At 31.8% G+C, this 20,216-nt stretch carries 14 protein-coding genes; 8 read left to right on the forward strand and 6 right to left on the reverse strand.

The window, feature by feature from the left end; genetic code table 11:
• Positions 1–19: 19 nt before the first annotated feature.
• Positions 20–2,728: a zinc-dependent metalloprotease gene (locus G507_RS0111560; protein ID WP_026717622.1), complete on the reverse strand. Its 2,709-nt coding sequence runs from the start codon at positions 2,726–2,728 to the stop codon at positions 20–22.
• Positions 2,729–2,848: 120 nt separating this feature from the next.
• On the reverse strand, positions 2,849–5,551 hold the full coding sequence (locus tag G507_RS0111565; protein ID WP_026717623.1) for a zinc-dependent metalloprotease: 2,703 nt from the start codon (positions 5,549–5,551) through the stop codon (positions 2,849–2,851).
• 121 nt (positions 5,552–5,672) lie between these two features.
• Here G507_RS0111565 and G507_RS0111570 point away from each other — a divergent pair, with 121 nt between their 5' ends.
• The 3 genes from G507_RS0111570 to G507_RS0111580 all read left to right on the forward strand — a co-directional run bounded on the left by G507_RS0111570 (position 5,673) and on the right by G507_RS0111580 (position 8,409).
• On the forward strand, positions 5,673–6,605 hold the full coding sequence (locus tag G507_RS0111570) for a bifunctional riboflavin kinase/FAD synthetase (protein ID WP_026717624.1): 933 nt from the start codon (positions 5,673–5,675) through the stop codon (positions 6,603–6,605).
• A complete protein-coding gene (locus G507_RS0111575; protein WP_026717625.1) occupies positions 6,602–7,897 on the forward strand; it encodes an HTTM domain-containing protein in 1,296 nt (431 codons plus the stop codon). The genes G507_RS0111570 and G507_RS0111575 overlap by 4 nt, the downstream gene beginning before the upstream one ends.
• Positions 7,898–7,971: 74 nt before the next feature.
• Positions 7,972–8,409 carry a hypothetical protein gene (locus tag G507_RS0111580; protein WP_026717626.1) on the forward strand — a complete coding sequence of 146 codons (438 nt, stop codon included), beginning with the start codon at positions 7,972–7,974 and terminating at the stop codon, positions 8,407–8,409.
• A gap of 63 nt (positions 8,410–8,472) precedes the next feature.
• Here G507_RS0111580 and G507_RS0111585 read toward each other — a convergent pair whose 3' ends face one another.
• Entirely contained in the window at positions 8,473–12,594 is a 4,122-nt protein-coding gene (locus tag G507_RS0111585; RefSeq protein ID WP_026717627.1) for a choice-of-anchor D domain-containing protein, read from the reverse strand.
• Positions 12,595–12,687: 93 nt separating this feature from the next.
• On the opposite strand from G507_RS0111585, the gene G507_RS0111590 reads away from it, so the two are divergent.
• The gene (locus G507_RS0111590) at positions 12,688–13,170 is read left to right on the forward strand and encodes a regulatory protein RecX (protein ID WP_051191665.1); all 483 of its coding nucleotides are present in this window, start codon (positions 12,688–12,690) and stop codon (positions 13,168–13,170) included.
• 155 nt (positions 13,171–13,325) lie between these two features.
• Here G507_RS0111590 and G507_RS0111595 read toward each other — a convergent pair whose 3' ends face one another.
• Positions 13,326–15,149, reverse strand: coding sequence for a TonB-dependent receptor plug domain-containing protein (locus tag G507_RS0111595; RefSeq protein ID WP_026717629.1), 1,824 nt, complete (start codon positions 15,147–15,149; stop codon positions 13,326–13,328).
• Positions 15,150–15,228: 79 nt separating this feature from the next.
• On the opposite strand from G507_RS0111595, the gene G507_RS0111600 reads away from it, so the two are divergent.
• From G507_RS0111600 to G507_RS0111615, 4 genes are all read left to right on the forward strand, one after another.
• Positions 15,229–16,725, forward strand: coding sequence for an aminotransferase-like domain-containing protein (locus tag G507_RS0111600; RefSeq protein ID WP_211218983.1), 1,497 nt, complete (start codon positions 15,229–15,231; stop codon positions 16,723–16,725).
• Between the two features lie 80 nt (positions 16,726–16,805).
• Positions 16,806–17,363 (forward strand): DUF2975 domain-containing protein, encoded by a 558-nt coding sequence (locus G507_RS0111605; RefSeq protein WP_026717631.1) that lies wholly within the window; start codon positions 16,806–16,808, stop codon positions 17,361–17,363.
• A gap of 2 nt (positions 17,364–17,365) precedes the next feature.
• Positions 17,366–17,869, forward strand: coding sequence for a DUF2975 domain-containing protein (locus G507_RS0111610; RefSeq protein ID WP_026717632.1), 504 nt, complete (start codon positions 17,366–17,368; stop codon positions 17,867–17,869).
• Positions 17,870–17,871: 2 nt separating this feature from the next.
• Positions 17,872–18,078 (forward strand): helix-turn-helix domain-containing protein, encoded by a 207-nt coding sequence (locus G507_RS0111615; RefSeq protein ID WP_026717633.1) that lies wholly within the window; start codon positions 17,872–17,874, stop codon positions 18,076–18,078.
• 246 nt (positions 18,079–18,324) lie between these two features.
• Here G507_RS0111615 and G507_RS0111620 read toward each other — a convergent pair whose 3' ends face one another.
• Positions 18,325–18,606, reverse strand: coding sequence for a F0F1 ATP synthase subunit delta/epsilon (locus G507_RS0111620; RefSeq protein ID WP_026717634.1), 282 nt, complete (start codon positions 18,604–18,606; stop codon positions 18,325–18,327).
• Positions 18,607–18,677: 71 nt separating this feature from the next.
• Positions 18,678–20,189, reverse strand: coding sequence for a F0F1 ATP synthase subunit beta (gene atpD / locus G507_RS0111625; RefSeq protein ID WP_026717635.1), 1,512 nt, complete (start codon positions 20,187–20,189; stop codon positions 18,678–18,680).
• Between the last annotated feature and the right edge of the window lie 27 nt (positions 20,190–20,216).

The raw sequence follows: 20,216 nt of genomic DNA on the forward strand, positions 1-20,216 counted from the left end.
TATAATTAATTATTGTAAATTATTCTACAACAATTTTCTTAACTTCTTTTCTGTTTCCATCTTGAACAGTTACAAGATAAATTCCAGATGAAGCGTTGTTTAATTTTAATTCTTGGTTAAACAATCCATTATTTTGGAAAGATTTAGTATAGACTTGTCTTCCTCTTAAATCATGAACTGTAACATTTACATCATTACTAGTCTCAGATGAGAATTGAATTGTAAAGTTACCGTTGTTTGGATTTGGATATAATGAAAAGTCAGTTAATCCAAAAGTTTCAGATTTTAAGACTGGTACCATTTCAGATTTACATAAATTGAATGTAACATCATTAAACGTACCTACATTACCATCACCTACTACAACGTCCGTTAAGAAAAACACCCATTGACCCGCAGAATTTAATCCTATAAATGGTGCAAATGGATCTAAAGGTAATGTTGGAGCCAAACTTGTTGTATTAGCACAATTTACTGCTGTACCTTGTGAGTCATATAGTAAATTAATATTAGCACTTCCTGCACAAGAACCAGAACTTAATCTTGTTACTCCTGTAGTTTGTGAAGGATGTCTATAACCAAAATAAAGACTTCCTGCATTTGGATGCGTTAAATTTGGTCTAATATTGATATCTGTTAATGTAAATGAATCCGTAATAGTAAATCCTAAACCAGCATATGAAGCTGCATTTTCAGCAATAGGTGTTCCAACTTGAAAAGTATAATCTGTACAACTATTTTGAGTTTGATAGATATAATTTCCAATCGCAATGTTTTTAGTATTTATATCATAATAAATATTTCCAGTTGGTTTAACCATAACTCTACAACTTGGCGCAGTAATGTTTGGAACCGTAATAGCATAAGAACCATTATTTGGTACACCAGAAGCTAAAGTAGTCGTATAAGTTTGACCTCCATCTATTGATAATAAAATATCAACATTAGCAGAACCTACTAATGAAGTTGTATTATTTACCGTCCAAGTAATAGTTTGAGAAGAACCTTGAGCCCATACAAGTTGGTCTGTATTTTGAGAAGTTACATCAAAAGGCCCTGCAGATACAGAAACAGTTAATAACATTTCATCGGTACCTGTTTGACCACCACCAGCAACATTGTCTCTAGCTGTTAAACTAAAAATCATAACTCTACCTACAGAGTTTACCGATTCCCAATCAGCAGTTAACGTATTATTTAACACGCTAGCCATCTTAGGCATATATCTAAATGGAACAGTTTCTGGATCTCTAGATCTCCAGTTTGCACCATTTGTTTTTGTAGGAGACACTAATGAACCTGTTGCTCCAAGACCTGGACTTGTTGCGTCATTATTTTGTTCCCAGCAATAAGTTAAGGGATTTCCACCAGAATCTGTTGCTGAACCTGTTAATATAAATGGTGTGCTTATTGGAATTGTCCAGTCACTACCAGCATTTACCACTGGAGTTCCATGAGTAATAGTTGTATTTACAGTACATGTCTTTGACAACAAATTTGTTTGAATTTGTAAAATACTTCTATAAGCAAAATAATCATCTGAATGAGCTTGAACATCAGTAGCACCAGTAATACCTGCATAAGCCATAATAGTCGAACCAGAACCTGGCTCCACATTTACAGCATTGTTTTCTGTTCCATGTGAGAAAGTATGATTACCTCCTAATTGGTGCCCTATTTCGTGAGCTACATAATCAATATCAAAATTATCTCCAGCTGGAACACCATCTGCTGGAGAAGTAAAACCACTTCCTTTACTTCCGTCTGTGCTACAAACACAACCGATACATCCTGCATTTCCACCACCACCAGAAGCACCAAACAAATGTCCGATATCATAAGTGGTTGTTCCTAATACACTTGTTAAAGTTGTTTGCAATTCACCATTCCAAGCTCCTCCTGAACCAGCCGCAGCAGCTGAATATGGATCTGTTCCTGCATTGTAGTAAATAACACTTGTACTGTTTGCAGTAATATTCATGTGTAAAGCTAAATCTTTCTCAAAAACTCCGTTTACTCTTGTCATAGTTGCATTAAATGCCGCCAATACTAAACCTGATTGAGCAGCACTTGTTGCACCAAAATAGTTTGAATATTCCGCAGTACATGAAATTGCCAGTCTAAATGTTTTTAAAACTCCATTACTAGCTTTTAAAACATTTGGATTTGTTTGTAAATCAGAAATAATTTCTTGATCTATGGTTGAGCATGTAAAAGGTAAATTTCCTTTTACTCTTGAGGCATTATAAACTGCATAAACTGAACCGTCAGCAGAGTATTGTTCAATAAATTCATTGCGTTTTCCTGCTCTAAAAACCATTGCTTGAATTCCCTTTGGATCAACACTTAGTCTTACTTGAGCATATTTATCATCTATTCCAATTCCAACATAAGAACGAATGTCTGGATATTGAGCTTGTAAATCTGAATCGAAATTTGAAGCTTCAAAAAACTCATATCTTTCCATATTACCATCAATATTAGGTAATGAAATTATAGTACTTGATTTTTTTGCAACAAATCTATCTGGTGACGATTGTAATAATTGTTTTAATGTTTGCACATTTGTTTGAAACAATTTAAATTCTTGTGGGAAAGATTGTCTTTCCACATTTTTGTTAACTTTAGTTACATCTTTTTTTGACGCTGTCTTCCAACTAGTTGTTGTTTGAGCATAAAAACTAGACGAAATAAGTATACTAAAAGTAAATAGTAATAATTTTTTCATAATTAAGTTTTTTTAATAGTTAGTAAATATATTAAAGTAATCTTATTTATGCTAAAAAAAAAAGCGAGAAATGTTATAATTAACATTTCTCGCTATAAAATATTTAAAATAGAGATTTAATTATTCTACAATAATCTTTTTAACCTCTTTTCTAGATCCGTCTTGAACAGTTACAAGATAAATACCAGACGTAATGCCATTAAGGTTTAATGTTTGATTAAACAAGCCATTATTTTTATAGCCATTTATATAAACTTGTCTTCCTCTTAAGTCGTGAACACTAATATTTATAGTATTAGTTGATTCTGAATTAAATTGAACTGTAAAATTACCATTATTTGGATTTGGATATAATGAAAAATCAGATAAACCAAAACTTTCTGCTGAAGCTGTAATGGTTTGAGAACAAACTTCAATAGACCATGAATTAACTGTTCCAACATCTCCATTATAAAAATCTGTTGCTGATAACGTCCACGTTCCATTAGAAACTAATCCGTTAAAGACGGCTAATGGAGAAGCAGGAGAGAATGTTCCTGTCATGTTTGCAACACAACTAAAAGCTGGAGAACCATCACTCATAGTTATATTAAAATTGTCATTTGACCCACATGATCTGTTCCAAACTAAATCTTGAGTAGCGTTTGGATGATTAATTCCAATTACCAAATCATTTGGCCATGTATGAGTAACATTTAAACCGATATTAACATCTGACAAAGTTCCTACAACTGGTACAATTATAGTATTAGTTACAGTTGCACCAGGAGTATTAGCTCCAGTCCCATCTGGTACTGGTAAAGAAGTTGTGTTTGTATATGTGTCACATGAATTTGTAATAACAAATCCTACTGCAAAATCTTTAGTATTAATATCATAATAAATATTACCTGTAGGTTTAACCATTACTCTACAAAATGGTGCGGCTACATTCGGAACAGTAATTACTTCTGACCCATCATTTAATGTATTTGAAGCCAATGTAGTTGTAAATGTTTGACCACCATCAAGTGATAACAGAATATCTACATTTGCAGAACCAAATAATCCATTTGTTCCATTTACTGTCCAAGTAATTGTTTGCGTTGACCCTTGAGTCCATGAAATTCCATCAGCTGCTTGCGATGTAACATCAAATGGCCCAACTGTTCCCAAAACATTCACTATCATATCATCCACTCCTGTTTGAGCGCCATTTACAACATTATCTCTTCCTGTTAAAGTAAAGTTTAAAGTTCTTGCCACCGAAGATACTGATTCATAATCTGCTGTTAATGAATTTGCTAACACACTTGATAATTTTGGCATATATCTTACAGGAGACGTAACTGGACTTCTAGATCTCCAGTTAGGACTAGTTGTGTTTGTTGGAGAAACAGTAGTAAATGCAACTGTTGCATTATTATTTTGTTCCCAGCAATATGTAAGAGGATCATTATTTGGATCTGTTCCTGAACCTGTTAAAATAAATGGAGTACCATTTGGAATAGTCCAATCAGCACCTGCATTCATAACTGGCGCACCATGTGTTATTGTTGTAGTTGTCGGACATGTTCTAGTCGACAAGTTTGTTTGAACTTGTGCTATACTTCGGTAGGCAAAATAATCATCTGAATTCTGTTGTACATCTGTTGAGCCAGTAATACCTGCATACCCCATAATTGTTGAACCTGACCCAGGTTCAACATTAACACCAGTTCCTTCTAAGCTCATTGAAAAGGTATGGTTTGCTCCAAATTGATGACCTAGCTCATGTGCCACATAATCAATATCAAAAGTGTCTCCGGCTGGAACTCCATCTGCAGGAGAGGTAATACCTCTTCCCTTAGTGGCTCCTGCACCTGATGCAACACCATCGACACATACACAACCAATACAACCTGCGTTACCACCACCACCAGAAGCACCAAACATATGTCCTACATCATAAGCAGCATTGTTCGCAGCTAAGGCAGTAGAAGGGCCTGTTAGTGTTGTATTTAAAGCAACTTGTAATTGTGTATTCCAATTAGCCAATGTAGTGTATGGATCAGTAGTTGGATTATAATAAATTACATTCGTTGTTTGCGCAACAATATTCATATGAACAGCAAAATCTTTTTCAAAAACCCCATTAACTCTTGTCATTGTAGCATTGTAAGCTGCTAATACATTTGCAACTTGAAGAGAACTGGTAGCTCCAAAATAATTTGCATATTCTCCATTACATGATAAAGCTAATCTTAGCGTTTTTAAAACTCCGTTATTAGCTCTTAGGGTTTGAGGGTTTATATCATTTATAACGGCATGATCTTCTGTAGAACAAGTAAAAGGTAATTTACCCTTGCTTCTTGATGAATTGTAAACCGCATAAACAGAACCATCTTGAGAATATGGCTCCATAAATTCGCTTTGCTTTCCTGCTCTAAAAACCATGGTCTGAATTCCATTTGGATCAACACTTAATCTTATTTGAGCATTTTTATCATCTAAACCAATTCCAACATATGAACGAATACTTGGATATTGAGCTTGTAGGTCTGAATCGAAATTAGATGCTTCAAAAACTTCAAATTTTTCCATAACACCCTTTACATTTGGTAAAGAAATTATTGTATTTGATTTTGTTCTTGAAAATCTATCTGGTGCAGATAAAAGCGATTGTTTAATTGCATCAACATTTACTTGAAACAATTTAATTTCTTGAGGAAAAGATTCTCTTTCCACATTTTTGTTAGTTTGAGTAACTTCATTTTTAGATACTTCTTTCCAAATTTTGCCTGTTTGAGCATACAAATTTGAAGAAAACACTAAAAATAAAGAAAAAAGTAGTAATTTTTTCATAATTATGGTTGTAATAGTTAGTTAACAAATTTAACAAAAAATAAATTAAATAAACAATTTATTTTATAATGTTAGGATTATAAGTGTCAATATCAATACTTTTGTATTTTATATATTTATTTTGAACACATTCCAATCTATTTTTGATTACAATAAGAACAAGAAAAGCATTTTGACTTTAGGCACTTTTGATGGTGTTCATATAGGTCATCAAAAAATACTACAAAAACTTGTAAAAGAAGCTAATTCTAATGGTTTAGAAAGTATTTTACTTACTTTTTTTCCTCACCCAAGAATGGTTTTGAAACAAGATGAAAAAATTCAGCTTCTGAACACCATTGAAGAAAAATCTAAGTTAATTGAAGAAACTGGGATTCATAACTTAATTATTCATCCTTTTGATGCTACATTTTCTGAACTTTCAGCTGAGGATTTTGTGAAAAAAATTCTAATTGACAAATTAAACTTAGCTAAAATAATAATTGGTTATGATCACAAATTTGGAAAAAATAGATCGGCTGATATTAATGACTTAATAATTTTAGGAAAAAAATATAATTTTGAAGTGGAGCAAATTTCCGCAAAAGAAATAGATGACATTTCGATTAGTTCCACAAAAATTAGAAAAGCATTGTTGAATGGAAAGATTGAATTAGCAACTAGTTATTTGGGACATAATTATTCTTTATTTGGCTCAGTTATAGAAGGGAAAAAAATAGGTCGGACTATAAACTATCCAACAGCAAATCTTAAAATCTCAGAAGATTATAAATTAATTCCTAAGAATGGCGTTTATGTTATCTCTAGTGTAATTGATGACAAAACTGTTTTCGGAATGATGAATATTGGAAATAATCCAACTGTTCTAGGTGATTCTGACAGTATTGAAATCCATTTTTTTGATTTTAATGAAAATTTATATGCAAAAGAAATTTGCGTCAGATTATTATCAAGAATTAGAGACGAACAAAAATTTGATTCGATAAACGAATTAAAAAGACAGTTAGATTTGGACAAAGAATATTCGGAAAATTACATTTCAAAAAATGTATGATGCCAAATATTTATAAAAATATAGATAATTCCCCGTTAATCCTTTTTAGAATTCTATTTGGTTTTTTAGTAGCAGCTGAAAGTTTTGGCGCGATACTAACCGGCTGGGTTAAAAGCGTTTTTATTGAAACTCATTTTACATTTACTTTTATAGGTTTTGAATGGTTAGAAGTATTACATGGTGACATAATGTACTTATATTTCATAGTTATGGGGATATTAGGCATTTTAATAATGCTTGGTGCCAAATATAGATTTGCAATTATTTTATTTACAATTTTATGGGCTGCCGTTTATCTAGCGCAAAAGACCTCTTATAATAATCACTATTATTTGTTGATGGTTATTAGCTTTTATATGTGCTTTTTGCCTGCTAATCAATATAAATCTTTTGATGCAAAGTGGCATCCAGAAATAAAATCCGATGTAATGCCTTATTGGGTTTCACTTGTTTTTATTATTCAAATAAGTATAGTTTATTTTTTTGCTGCGATTGCAAAATTTTATCCAGATTGGATGGATGGTACTTTTGCTAAAAACCTGCTTGTTGGATCTTCAGATATTCCCTTTATTAAAAATATCTTTTCAAAAGAATGGTTTTATTTATTTATAGCCTATGCTGGAATATTATTTGATTTATTAATCGTACCATTCTTGTTAATTAAAAAAACAAGAACAATAGCTTTTATAGCTTCTCTCATATTTCACATCTTTAACTCTATTACTTTACAAATTGGGATTTTTCCTTTTTTTGCTATTGGGTTTATTTTGTTTTTCTATGAGCCTGAAATTATAAGACGAATGTTCTTTAAAAAAAAGAAAGCTGTATTGTTTGAAACAACTTCTTTAAAGCACAAAAACATATTACAATTAATATTAATTCCAGTTTTAATAATTCAGTTAATATTGCCATTAAGACATCACTTTATAAAAGGTGATGTTTTGGTTACAGAAGAAGGTCACCGTTTGAGCTGGAGAATGATGCTTAGAGCAAAAAGTGGTTATATTCGATTTAAAATTGTAGACAACGATACTAAAAAAGAAACTTCTTATTATTACAACAAAAACTTAACTTACAAACAAGTTAATGCTTTATCGACAAAACCCGATTTTATTTGGCAATATTGTCAACGCATTAAAAGCGAATATAAAGGTAAAAACATTTCTATTTTTATTGAATGTAAAAATGCTATCAATCAAAAACCGTACAGAACCTTAATTGATCCTAAACAAGATTTCGCGGTTGCTAAATGGGATTATTTTTTTCATAACGATTGGGTTGTTTTAAGATAATTTAACTAAATTTTACATGTTGATTATCAGTATTTTTGTTTTTTTTACTTAAATTTAACACAAAACAACAAATTATGATAAATAATATTGAATTTAAAAATGGAATCTTAATCTTTCTTGGGATTGGAATATTTTTTCTTGTATTGGACGTATTAGGTCTTGCCGATAAAAATTATCTAAGAATTTTAAATGCTTTTATTGTTCTTTTTGGAATTAATCAGACAATAAAAACAAAAATTAAGAATGGTAATTCTGATTACTTAGAAAATTTGTTTTCAGGTTTTAAGACAGGTGTTATTGGTATTGTTTTAGGAATAGTTGGTTTAATTATATTTATTTACATTAAAGGTGGCGAGGCATATTTAGACAAACTTTCTGACACGTTCTTCTTTGGAAAAGACAACAACATTATTAAATATTGCAGTATATTGTTTTTCGAAGGAATTGCTTCTAGTTTAATTGGTTCTTTTGTATTAATGCAATATTGGAAAGGAATTGAATTAAAACCATAAGGTTAAAAAAAAATAAAAAAAAAGGATTGCATAATGCAATCCTTTTTTTTTAAGACTATATGATTAATAAATAATTTTCTTTGTCACGACCTTTCCATCTTCAAAAGTAGTTTTAACTATTAAAGCTTCTTTCGTTTGTATTAATTTTTCAAGAACAACTTCGGTTGAATTGACTTTATTGTTTTCGTAAATTTTTCTTCCTAAAATATCAAAAACTAAAACTGATTTAATGCTTTGAGAAGCAAAAAGTGAAACCTTATTGTTAGAAACTATTACTAAACCATTTGGATTTTCAAAAGACTCATTGCTTAAAACAGTATTTGTATATCTCAACACGAAACGCTCATTAAACTCACCTGCACTTGTTGTAAATGTGTAAGGAGCTTGTCTTAAATCGTGAATTAAATTCAATAATTTATCTTCGACGTATATATTTTGTGAAAGATTTGAAAACAATCCATCAACAGATGCTATTGCAATTGTGTAATTTCCTGCTGTTTCAGCAAATATTCCCATTGGCACTAAATCATTAGCATCAAAAGGAACCGGTCTTCCTTGTATGGCTTGTTTTTGTGTATTAATTAAAGTGTATAGTTTAAAGGCATCTACTTCAATTAAAGCATCAAACATTCTGTCTTTTGCTAAAGTAGCATCAGGCACATATCCAATTAATGTTCTAGAAAGCTCATTATTTGACGCTATTAAATCTAACCAGATTCTACTTTTTTCTATAGAATTTGTTGGATCACTATTTTTAAAGAATGCTGAATTATCATATACAATACCACCGGCAGTTCTTCTGTGAGAATTTTTAAATATTACATTAGATGAGCCAAAAGTTATTGTGTTTGTAGGTGGAGTACCGTCTATTTCTCCGTCTTCTAGCATTCTAACAAAGAATCCTTGACCCGAAGCAATATTTCCATCAAATGCACCTGGCACGGTAGATCCTGTTCCGTTAGAAACAATATAATCATTATCTGTATAGTTATAAGCAAAACTTTGATAAAATGGATTTGGATTTGTATTATTAGGTAAAGTTCCATGTGTCCATAATCTAACACTCCCTTCAATATTTGTATTGTCTGTTACAAATGAATTTGCAGACATTGCAGAAGGGTATGGATTTCCAATTAAGTTCCAAGTGTCATCAGTACCTGTTGTGTCACCTCTAGCAATCCCAACACTAACTATTCCATTATTAGGCCCACTTCCTTGAAACGTAATTGGTAAAGCAGTAGCTGTTGTCGCTCCGTTTGAAGCTCTAGCAATATATCCTTTAGCGGTAAACATAGTCCCAGAAGCAGCTAACCAATTTCCTTGTGTACTATTTGCGTTTATAGCTGTAGGATTCCATTCATATCTGTTACTACCAGGCAAACTACTTACTAAAAAACTCTGAATTGGTGATGACCAATAAATATAATCTAAATTTCTTGCTTGAGCAGTTCTGTTAACTTGAAATTTTGTTCCTGTATATGTTCCAGAATTTGTATCAGTTTCTTTAATTTGAACAATACTTCCATTGTTTTCAACAATAATATTACCATTATTAATAATATTAAAATCAATAACAACATAACCTCCTCCTGAAACGGTTAATGTTCTAGTAGCATTTACTTCTAAAGTACAACATTCAAAATTACCATTCGTACCTGTAGTATAGTTTCCGTTTAGAATTGCTTTTCTACCTAAAGTTGGTGCTCCATAAGTCCAAGTTGTACCATTCCAAGTAGTAATATCATCTTTTATTTTTACAGCATTTGTTGCAGTAAAACATGTTATTGAATTCTCTCTAACTTGACAATAATATTGATAATTATTTAATCCAGATGTTGAAGAAATCGACAAAGTAGCACTTGCAGTTCCTGTGTAAACTCCTGTATTTGTTAATGCGGTCCAAGATGAAGAACCAGGAACATTAACATACCATTGATAAGCTAAACTTAAACCTCCTGCAAAACCTTCTGTTGCTGTTGTAGCTAAAACTACAGAACCACAATTTGGTGTGTACGTTGGTTGAGTGTTAACAGTTGGTGGCACACCTGTAGAATAACTATGTGAACCTATACCAGAATAATCATTGTTTGTACATGTAGCCCAATTTAAAAAATCCCAATCTGCATTATTATATGTTAAACTTGGTGCTGTTGCTGTACTTTTTCTTTTAAAATTAGCTCCTTCAGTACCTAAACCTAAAGCATCTGCCCAATTGTTGGATAAATATGTTCCCCATCGATCTAATTCAGTTGCTCCATTAAATAGTTTTATGTGATCGTTTTCTGTTACAGTAAAATTAATACCACCTGCACCAGAAGTAGTTGCAGCTAAACTAGCATCTGAACCTGTAATTCCTGCACAAATTGGATTTCCTGTTCCGACAGCTACAACATAAGTAGTGCCGTTTGTTAAACTAAAAGAAGGTAAAGATATTGTTGTTCCTGCTGTTGAACCTCCATTGTTATAAATTTGTATTGAATACATACTTAAGTTTTTTGTAACTCCTGTAGCATTATAAATTTCGATATAACTTAAACCTCCAGTATTTGAATCTGTAACTTCACTTATAAAAAGTTCTGATGCTGCTGATGCTCCACCTTCACAACTACCTGTTACATTTTTTATAACTGTAAATAAGTCTGTTGTTGAGCAACCTTGAGAATTAGTAACTACTAAATTTCCAGTAATTGCTGCTGAAGGAATTACAACTGAAATTTGAGTTGAACTTATTACTGTTATCGCTAAAGCTGAACCATTTAATGTAACAGTATTTGTGCCAGATAAATTTAATGTTGATGTAATATAAACCGTTGTTCCAACTGGTCCAGAAGTTGGTGACATTGTTGTTGTGTATGATGGACAATTTCCTGTTCCTTGCACATCAAAAGTATATGGATTTTCGTTTGAATCGTTATTAACTATAGAAATCGTAGCTGTTCTTACACCTGAAGCTTGTGGAGTAAATGTAATAGTAAATGGAATAGAACTTGCTAATGTAGAACCAACAGTAATTGTTGAAGGTATTGCAGAAATACTAAAATCTCCTGGATTTGCACCAGTTATTGTTACAGTACCAATTGTTAAATTAGCAGTTCCTTCATTTTCTATATAATAAGTTTTTACAACATTATTTCCAATATTCGTTATAGCAAAAATAGTGTTATAACCTGTACTCGCAGTTGAACCAGAAGGAATATCTGATGAAGTCATGTCTTTTGCAATATTCATTTCTGGTGTTGGTACTATTGCAGTTGCAGTAATAGCATAATCATAAGGGTTTTCATCACTATCATTACTAGCTATACTTATAGTATTTGGAAATGTTCCTGCAACAGCACTATTAAACGTTACTGTAAAAGTAGTTGATAAACCAGGTGGTACAATTAATAATAATGGTTGAACCACAGAAAAACCATTTGTAGTATTAGAAAGAGTAACTGGATTTGTTGGTAAAATTAAAGGTAAAGTACCTAAGTTTTGAATTGTAAATGTATGTGTTGTGTTTGTACTTGTGAAAACTGTACCGTAATCTGTGTCATCAGCAATAGCTGGTGTAACATCGCCATCTAGAATAGCAACTCCTAATCCTTGAACGTTTATTTCTGGTATCGGAGTTAATGATGTAACTGTACCATTCACTACTAAATCGTTTCCTGTAAAATCTCCAATACCTCCAGAACCTCCTGTTGCCTCAGCATACATATAAACTCTATATGTAACTGCACTAGAAGAATTAGCTTGAGCAAAAGTAAAAGTAAATGATTGTGTAGATGTATTATCTATTATAGAATATTGAGTATCTAAATTTGTAGTATAACCATCAACTGAACTCCTAAGAACAATTGCACTTGGGCCAGTTCCAGAACGTTGTAAATTAATTTTTATCGATGATACTGAAAACTGAAAACCAGAATTTGGAGTTACAGAAAATTGCATGTAATTGTTACCACTAACTGCATTTGCAATAGATGTTAATGCCCAATTTGTAGCATTAAACCTATCTGCGTTTCCAGAAGCAGTTAAACCAGCACCTCTAGTAATAGTTGAAGAACCAAGATTAGCATTGTTAAAATTTGAATTAGCTGAAACTTCATCCCCTGCTAAACCAGCAAATTCAAATGTTAATATTTGTCCCCAACTAAAAATTGAGCATAGAAAAGCAATAATGAATAAAAAATTCTTCATTTTTTGATTGTGTTAATTTATTAAATACTTTTGGGAATAAATTAGGTGTCATACACTACAAATATAACCTCTAAAAAGATCTTAATTAAATAAGTGAAAAATACTCGATTAAATACCTTTTCTATCGTTGAAGTACGCAATAAGCTAGAGTACTACTGTGCTTATCAAGATAGATGCCACCAAGAAGTATATCAGAAAATGTTCTCTTTTTCAATAAATACTTACGAAAAAGAAGAGCTTATGGTCTACTTAATTGAGAATAATTTTTTAAATGAAGAACGCTTTGCTCAAAGCTTCACCAGAGGAAAGCACAATTATAAAAAATGGGGAAAAGTTAGAATCGTAAATGAATTAAAAGCAAGAAACATTTCGTCAACTATTATCAAAATAGCTTTAAAGGAAATTAACGATTCACTTTATCTAGAAACTTTTGAAGAATTAGCCAACAAACATTGGGAATCTATTACTGAATCAAATTTCATGAAAAAAAGAAAAAAATTCTGCGACTACTTTCTAAGAAAAGGTTGGGAAAATGAGTTGATTTATGAGAAGGTTCGTGAGTTGGAGAAGTTGTGATGGGGTGAAAGCGGGATTTGGAGATAGGGAGATTTTACAGTTGATATATATTACTTAGTGGTTGTTTTTACTATTACCATAAAAAACCACCCCGTCCTTCGGACACCCCTCCAATGGAGGGGAAGTTAGAAGTTAAATTGATTTTTAAAAAGCTCTTATCTAAAAGTATATTTTAGTCCAAACATCATATTTCCTTTTGGCATTGGAATCAAACTGGTTTCAGAATATTCCGTATTGAAAATATTATTAGCATAAATTGAAAGTTCCATGTCATTTAATTTATAAGCTGCACTTAAATCTACAACAGTATAACTTACTCCAGAAGTTCTTTCTAAATAATGGTAAGCTATAGAGTTTGAAAAGTTTTTAAACCATTGCATTTGATAAGAACCTACTAATTGATGCTTTAAAGAATTAACAGAATATCTCGATTCAACGGCTGCTGTTTTTTTTATTTCGTCTTCTATAAATGTATAGCCTAAATTGATTTTTTGACTTAAAGTATTGACTTTAAACTTATAATCAAATTGGGTTTCAAACCCTTTTGTGTTTACATCTTGAATGTTTTGAGGTGAAAAAGCAACATCCGTAGGATTTACTCTAACATAATCAATCAAATCGTTTGAATCTCTATTAAAACCGACTAAAGACAAGCCAAATCTATTGCTATTCCATCTAATTCCTACTTCTTGTGCCAAAGCATCTTCTGGCTGTAAATTTGCATTTCCTGTGGCTTGTGGACCAACATAGTATAAATCGGTGTAAGTTGGAACTCTGTAGGTATATCCAATATTTCCATAAACTCTTAGATCTTGATTAATTTTATAACCTACATCAATTCCAGGAAACAATTTATTGTCAAAATCTGAAAAATACGAAGCTGCAATTCCAGGAGTTACATCTAATTTATTGTCTAAAAACTGAAAACGATGCTCTAAAAACAAAGTCGCAATTTCTCTTTGATTGTTTCCCAAATTATTACTGACAATATAATATTTTGAAAATTCGACACCGAAACCAGTAATTCCGATAGTTGACGTATAAGAACCATTTAATTCGGCAGCTATTTTATTGGTGATGTGTAAGTTTCTATAAGCTGATGGGTTTTTTCTTTTATACAAATACAAATCTTCATTTCTTCTCCAGTATACTCTTGGTTTCCAAGTAAAGTTTCCGTTTTTAATAACCGTTGAAAACCCAACTAAACTGGCTTGAGTTTCTTCATATTGTTCAGTTGCTGTTGGAATTCCATAAAAACCATTAGCTCCAAACTTTCGTTCTGAATGACTTGCAATCAAATTAATAGGCAGTTTATTTTTATTGAATTGACTTTTTACAAATATATTTTTGTTGTCAAAATCTGTGTTTTCTCTATAACCGTTTGAAAAATTCTTACCAAAATGAACAATATGACTACTATTATCTAAATTAATTGAAGCAGTAGCTTCGGCCAAAAACTGATCATAAGAACCGGCTTGAAATTTAGTTACCAAAGCATTACTTGGAGCATTTTTCGTTACGATATTCACCGCTCCAGAGAAAGCATTTTGTCCAAAAATACGTGCTGCTGGCCCTTTGATGATTTCGATTCGTTCGATAACTTCAATAGGTAACGCTAAATTTAAAGTATGATGTCCCGTTTGTGGATCATCTACTTTTATTCCATCAATTAATAATAAGGTTTGATCAAAACTTCCACCTCTTATGTATAAATCGGCTTGCATTCCGTTTACACCTTGTCTTCTTACATCGATTCCTGCAACTTGTTGTAACGCATCAGCCACATTTGTAACTCCTAATTTCTGAATATCAGCAGCTGTAACAATTTGAATGGTTCTTGAATTTTCATTAAAAGGTAAATCAATTCTAGAAGAAGTTACGACAACTTCTCTTAATGAATCTGTTTTTTGTTGCACATCTTGCGCTTTTCCTGTTAAAGTAAAAAGTACTAAAGAAGCTATTAAAAAGGTATTTTTCATATTAATGACTATTGTTTATTTTAAAACGTTGCAAAAATCGTAACTTTCCGGACGAGTAATCTAGTCCAGTTTTTAAATTATGAATAGTCCGGTTGAAACACTTTTAAAACAATTGATTCAGTTTGAGAAAAATACTTCCACAGCGGTATTTATTCAAATTTCTCATCAAATAATTGATGCCATTCAGCGTGGTTATTTAACAAAAGGAACCGCTTTACCCGGAAGTCGTACTTTGAGTCAATTGTTAAACATTCACAGAAATACGGTTGTGGCTGTTTATGATGAATTAGCTTCGCAAGGTTGGGTTGAAATCATTCCGAATAAAGGAACATTTGTAATTGTACCTGAGCAGAAAACGGTTTCAATTAAAGCTATTTCCTATCCAACAAATCAGGAAAATGAATCCATAGAAAAAACTGGATTTAATTTTAAACCTTCTTTTCACTTAGCTTCTACTTCTGAAACTAAAGAAACAAAATATAGCATAAATGACGGTCAACCCGATTTGAGATTGCATCCAACGCATCAATTTTCAAAATGGTATAGTGCTTCGATGAAACGAAAAACCTTGCTTTCTAAATGGAATCAGACATCAAATACAACTCATTCGGTTTATAAAAATCAATTGTGTAATTATTTAAATGCTACTCGTGGCTTTCACATTAAACCTAAAAACTTAATTAGCACAAGAAGTACAGAAATGAGTTTGTACATTGTATCACAGCTTTTACTACAGCCGAACGACGTGGTTTTGATTGGTAATCTTAGTAATTATGCAGCTAATATGATTTTTCAACAAGTTGGTGCTACAATTCACACTATTCCAATTGATGAAAATGGTTTAGATATAGATTACATTAGAAAACATTACATAAAAAAATCGATTCGTTGTGTTTATGTTTGTGCGCATCGGCATTATCCAACTACAAATACACTTAGTGCAGAACGACGCTTGGCTTTATTAGAATTGGCCAAAGAATATGAATTTGCTATAATTGAAGATGATTTTGATTACGATTTTCAATTTGAAGGTTCAGCCATGTTACCAATGGCAAGTTCGGATGCGAATGGAAATGTTATTTATTTGGGAAAATTGGGTCAATCGTTGTTTCCAAGCTTTCAAACAGGATTTGTAGTTGCTCCAACTAATTTAATTGTTGAGGCCAAGAATTATTTACAAATGTTGGATAAACAGGGAGATGTCATTCAGGAACAAATGTTGTCTGAATTGATTTATGAAGGAGAAATTCATCGCTTAATCAAGAAAAACATTGTAAATTATAAACGCAGACGTGATTATTTATGTCAAATGCTAATCAATTATTTTAAAGAAACTGTTCATTGGGAAAAACCATCTGGTGGATTAGCCATTTGGTTGCAATTTGAACCTAAAATATCACTAGTTCAATTGGCTGAAGAAGCTCAAAAGAATGATTTATTTCTTCCTAAAACTATTCTTTATCAGAATAAAAACACTTGTGCAATTCGTTTTGGCTTTGGTCATTTAGATGAAGAAGAGCTTGAAATTGTAGTTACAAAGCTAAAAAGGGCTTATAACAACATCGTTAAGGAATAAATTTTTATTCTTTTTTGATATTTATTTATTGTTATTCAATAATTTTTATACATTTGTGAAATAATTTTAAATACTTAGTTATGGAAATTAAAATCACAACCAATCAAATTTTGAAAGTTTTGGAAATACTTTCATGGATCATTTTTATTGGCTTATGTGTAGAAGCAGGTGGAATACTTGTCAATACATTTATTACACTTTTTATTACTCCAAATGGAGTTGTAAATTTTTGGAAAGGGAAAGAATATTTATCTAACCTTTACCAATATGACTATGGTTATTTTATGGTTGTAACCATTATTATGTCTATTGTTGCCATTTTGAAAGCCATTATGTTTTACCTTATCATAAAATTATTCCTAAATAAAAATTTAGATTTTTATAATCCTTTTAGTTTGGAATTAAAACAGTTCATTTCAAAACTATCCTATCTTGCTTTAGGAATTGGGCTATTTTCTATTTCTGGAGACAAATATTCAGAATTGTTTTCAAAGCAAGGCCTTCAAGCAGTTAACTTACAGCTATTAAACCTAGAAGGAGCTGATGTTTGGTTATTTATGGCTGTGATACTTTTTATTATTTCACATGTTGTAAAAAAAGGAATAGAAATTCAAACTGAAAACGATTTAACTATATAATTATGAGAAAACTAAATTTTTTAAAAGCAATTGTTGATTTTGTATGGATTATGTCATTTATTACAATTCCGCCATTAGTGGCTCTTTTTGGATTTATTTTAATTAGTGATGAACCTTTAGGCATTCCTATCAAAATGAATGGTGTAGAAGTAACTGTAGTTGATCAGCAAACAAAATTTTTCCTAGTATTTGTTGTACTTGCGGCATTATTAATATTATATAGTCTTTTTCTATTTAGAAAAATATTAGGATCGTTTCAAAAGACAAAAATATTTGAAGTGGAAGTGATTAAGAACTTTAATACAATTGGAGTATTGTTGTTAATTTCATCTCTATTATCTGGTGTTCCCGCCTTTATCATTGCATTTTTAAAAAAGGAAGCAAGCTTTGAAATGGGTTTAAATCCATTTGTGATGCTTGTTTGCTTAGGCTTATTTTTTATGGTGCTAAGTGAAGTTTTTACTATTGCCAAAAAACAAAAAGAGGAAAACGAATTAACAATATAACTATGCCGATAATTGTAAACTTAGATGTCATGCTTGCTAAACGCAAAATGAAAAGTAATGAATTAGCTGAAAAAGTAGGCATAACTGTAGCTAATTTATCAATATTAAAAACTGGTAAAGCAAAGGCAATCAGATTTTCTACTTTGGAAGCAATTTGTGAAGAATTGGAATGTCAACCTGCTGATATTTTGGAGTATGTGAAGGAATAAAATAAACCTAACAGGTTTTAAAAACCTGTTAGGTTTGATATGAGTCGCTATAAAAATGATTTGTAATTATTAACGAAAACCCTAGCCCAGATAGGAACGGCATCCTTTTATTGCGAGAATGAAGTAATCTCATCAAAAGATTGCTTCATTCTCGCAATAAAAGATATAGTGGATAGCTGGAAATAGCTCCAAAACAAAAAAGCCAAACATTACTGCTTGGCTTTTATATATAATTAGTTGAATGTATTAGTCAGCTAAAACAATAACTTTATTTTCATTCATTTCGATTGTTCCTGAGTTGATTGGCAACCAAAATGTTTGCTCATTTACTTTTTTGAATTGAGAAATAAATTCTTTATCAATATTAATTTTTTGAGCATTTATTTTAATGTTACCTTTTGTCAATAAAGAAACAATTGGTGCGTGATTATTCAACATTTGAAACTCACCATTCACACCTGGCAAAGCTACTGAAGTAACTTCTCCTTTAAATAATGTAGCTTCTGGTGATACTATTTCTAAAATCATAATTTTTAGTTTACAGTCTCAGTTTACAGCCTCAGTACTGAACACTGAACACTGAATACTGAATACTTGATTTATGCTTCTGCTAACATTTTTTCTCCAGCTTCGATAGCTTCTTCGATAGTACCTTTAAGGTTAAAAGCTGATTCTGGTAAGTGATCTAATTCACCATCCATAATCATATTAAATCCTTTGATAGTATCTTTAATGTCTACTAAAACTCCTTTTAAACCTGTAAATTGCTCAGCTACGTGGAATGGTTGCGATAAGAAACGTTGTACACGTCTTGCTCTACCAACAACTAATTTATCTTCCTCAGATAATTCTTCCATACCTAAAATTGCAATAATATCTTGTAATTCTTTATAACGTTGTAATATCTCTTTTACTTTTTGAGCACAAGTATAATGTTCTTTTCCTAAGATGTCTGCTGTTAAGATTCTTGATGTAGAATCTAACGGGTCAACTGCAGGATAAATACCTAACTCAGCAATTTTACGAGATAATACTGTTGTAGCATCTAAGTGAGCAAACGTTGTTGCTGGTGCAGGATCCGTTAAATCATCTGCAGGAACGTAAACCGCTTGTACAGATGTAATAGATCCTGTTTTTGTTGATGTAATACGCTCTTGCATCACACCCATTTCTGTTGCTAATGTTGGTTGGTATCCTACTGCAGATGGCATACGACCTAAAAGAGCCGATACCTCAGAACCTGCTTGTGTAAAACGGAAGATGTTATCTACGAAGAAAAGTACATCTTTCCCTTGTCCATCTCCTGCTCCATCACGGAAATATTCTGCAATAGTTAATCCTGATAAAGCCACACGAGCACGAGCTCCAGGTGGTTCATTCATTTGTCCGAATACGAAAGTAGCTTTCGATTCTTTCATTATATTTTTATCTACTTTAGATAAATCCCATCCACCATCTTCCATAGAGTGCATGAAATCATCACCGTATTTGATAATTCCTGATTCTAACATTTCTCTTAAAAGGTCATTTCCTTCACGAGTTCTTTCTCCTACTCCTGCGAATACTGAAAGTCCACCGTGTCCTTTTGCGATGTTGTTAATTAATTCTTGGATAAGTACTGTTTTACCAACTCCTGCTCCACCAAATAAACCAATTTTTCCTCCTTTAGCGTATGGCTCAATAAGGTCGATTACTTTGATACCTGTAAATAATACTTCAGTAGCTGTAGATAAATCTTCGAATTTAGGTGCACTTCTGTGAATTGATAAACCATGAGTTCCTGCTTTTGGTAAATCTCCTAATCCGTCAATTGCATCCCCAATTACGTTAAATAAACGTCCAAAAACTTCTTCACCAATTGGCATTTGAATTGGAGCACCTGTAGCAACTACATCGACTCCTCTTGCTAAACCATCTGTTGAGTCCATAGAGATTGTACGAACTGTATTTTCTCCAATGTGAGATTGTACTTCAAGTACTAATAATGTACCATCCTTCTTAGTGATTTCTAATGAATCATAAATTTTTGGAAGTTCGGCTCCTTCTTGGTTGAAAACTACGTCAACAACTGGTCCGATAATTTTTGAAACTTTTCCTGTAACTTTAGACATTACTTATGTATTTATTTAATAGCTATT

This window comes from Flavobacterium gelidilacus DSM 15343 (assembly GCF_000422685.1).
GTDB classification, from domain to species: domain Bacteria; phylum Bacteroidota; class Bacteroidia; order Flavobacteriales; family Flavobacteriaceae; genus Flavobacterium; species Flavobacterium gelidilacus.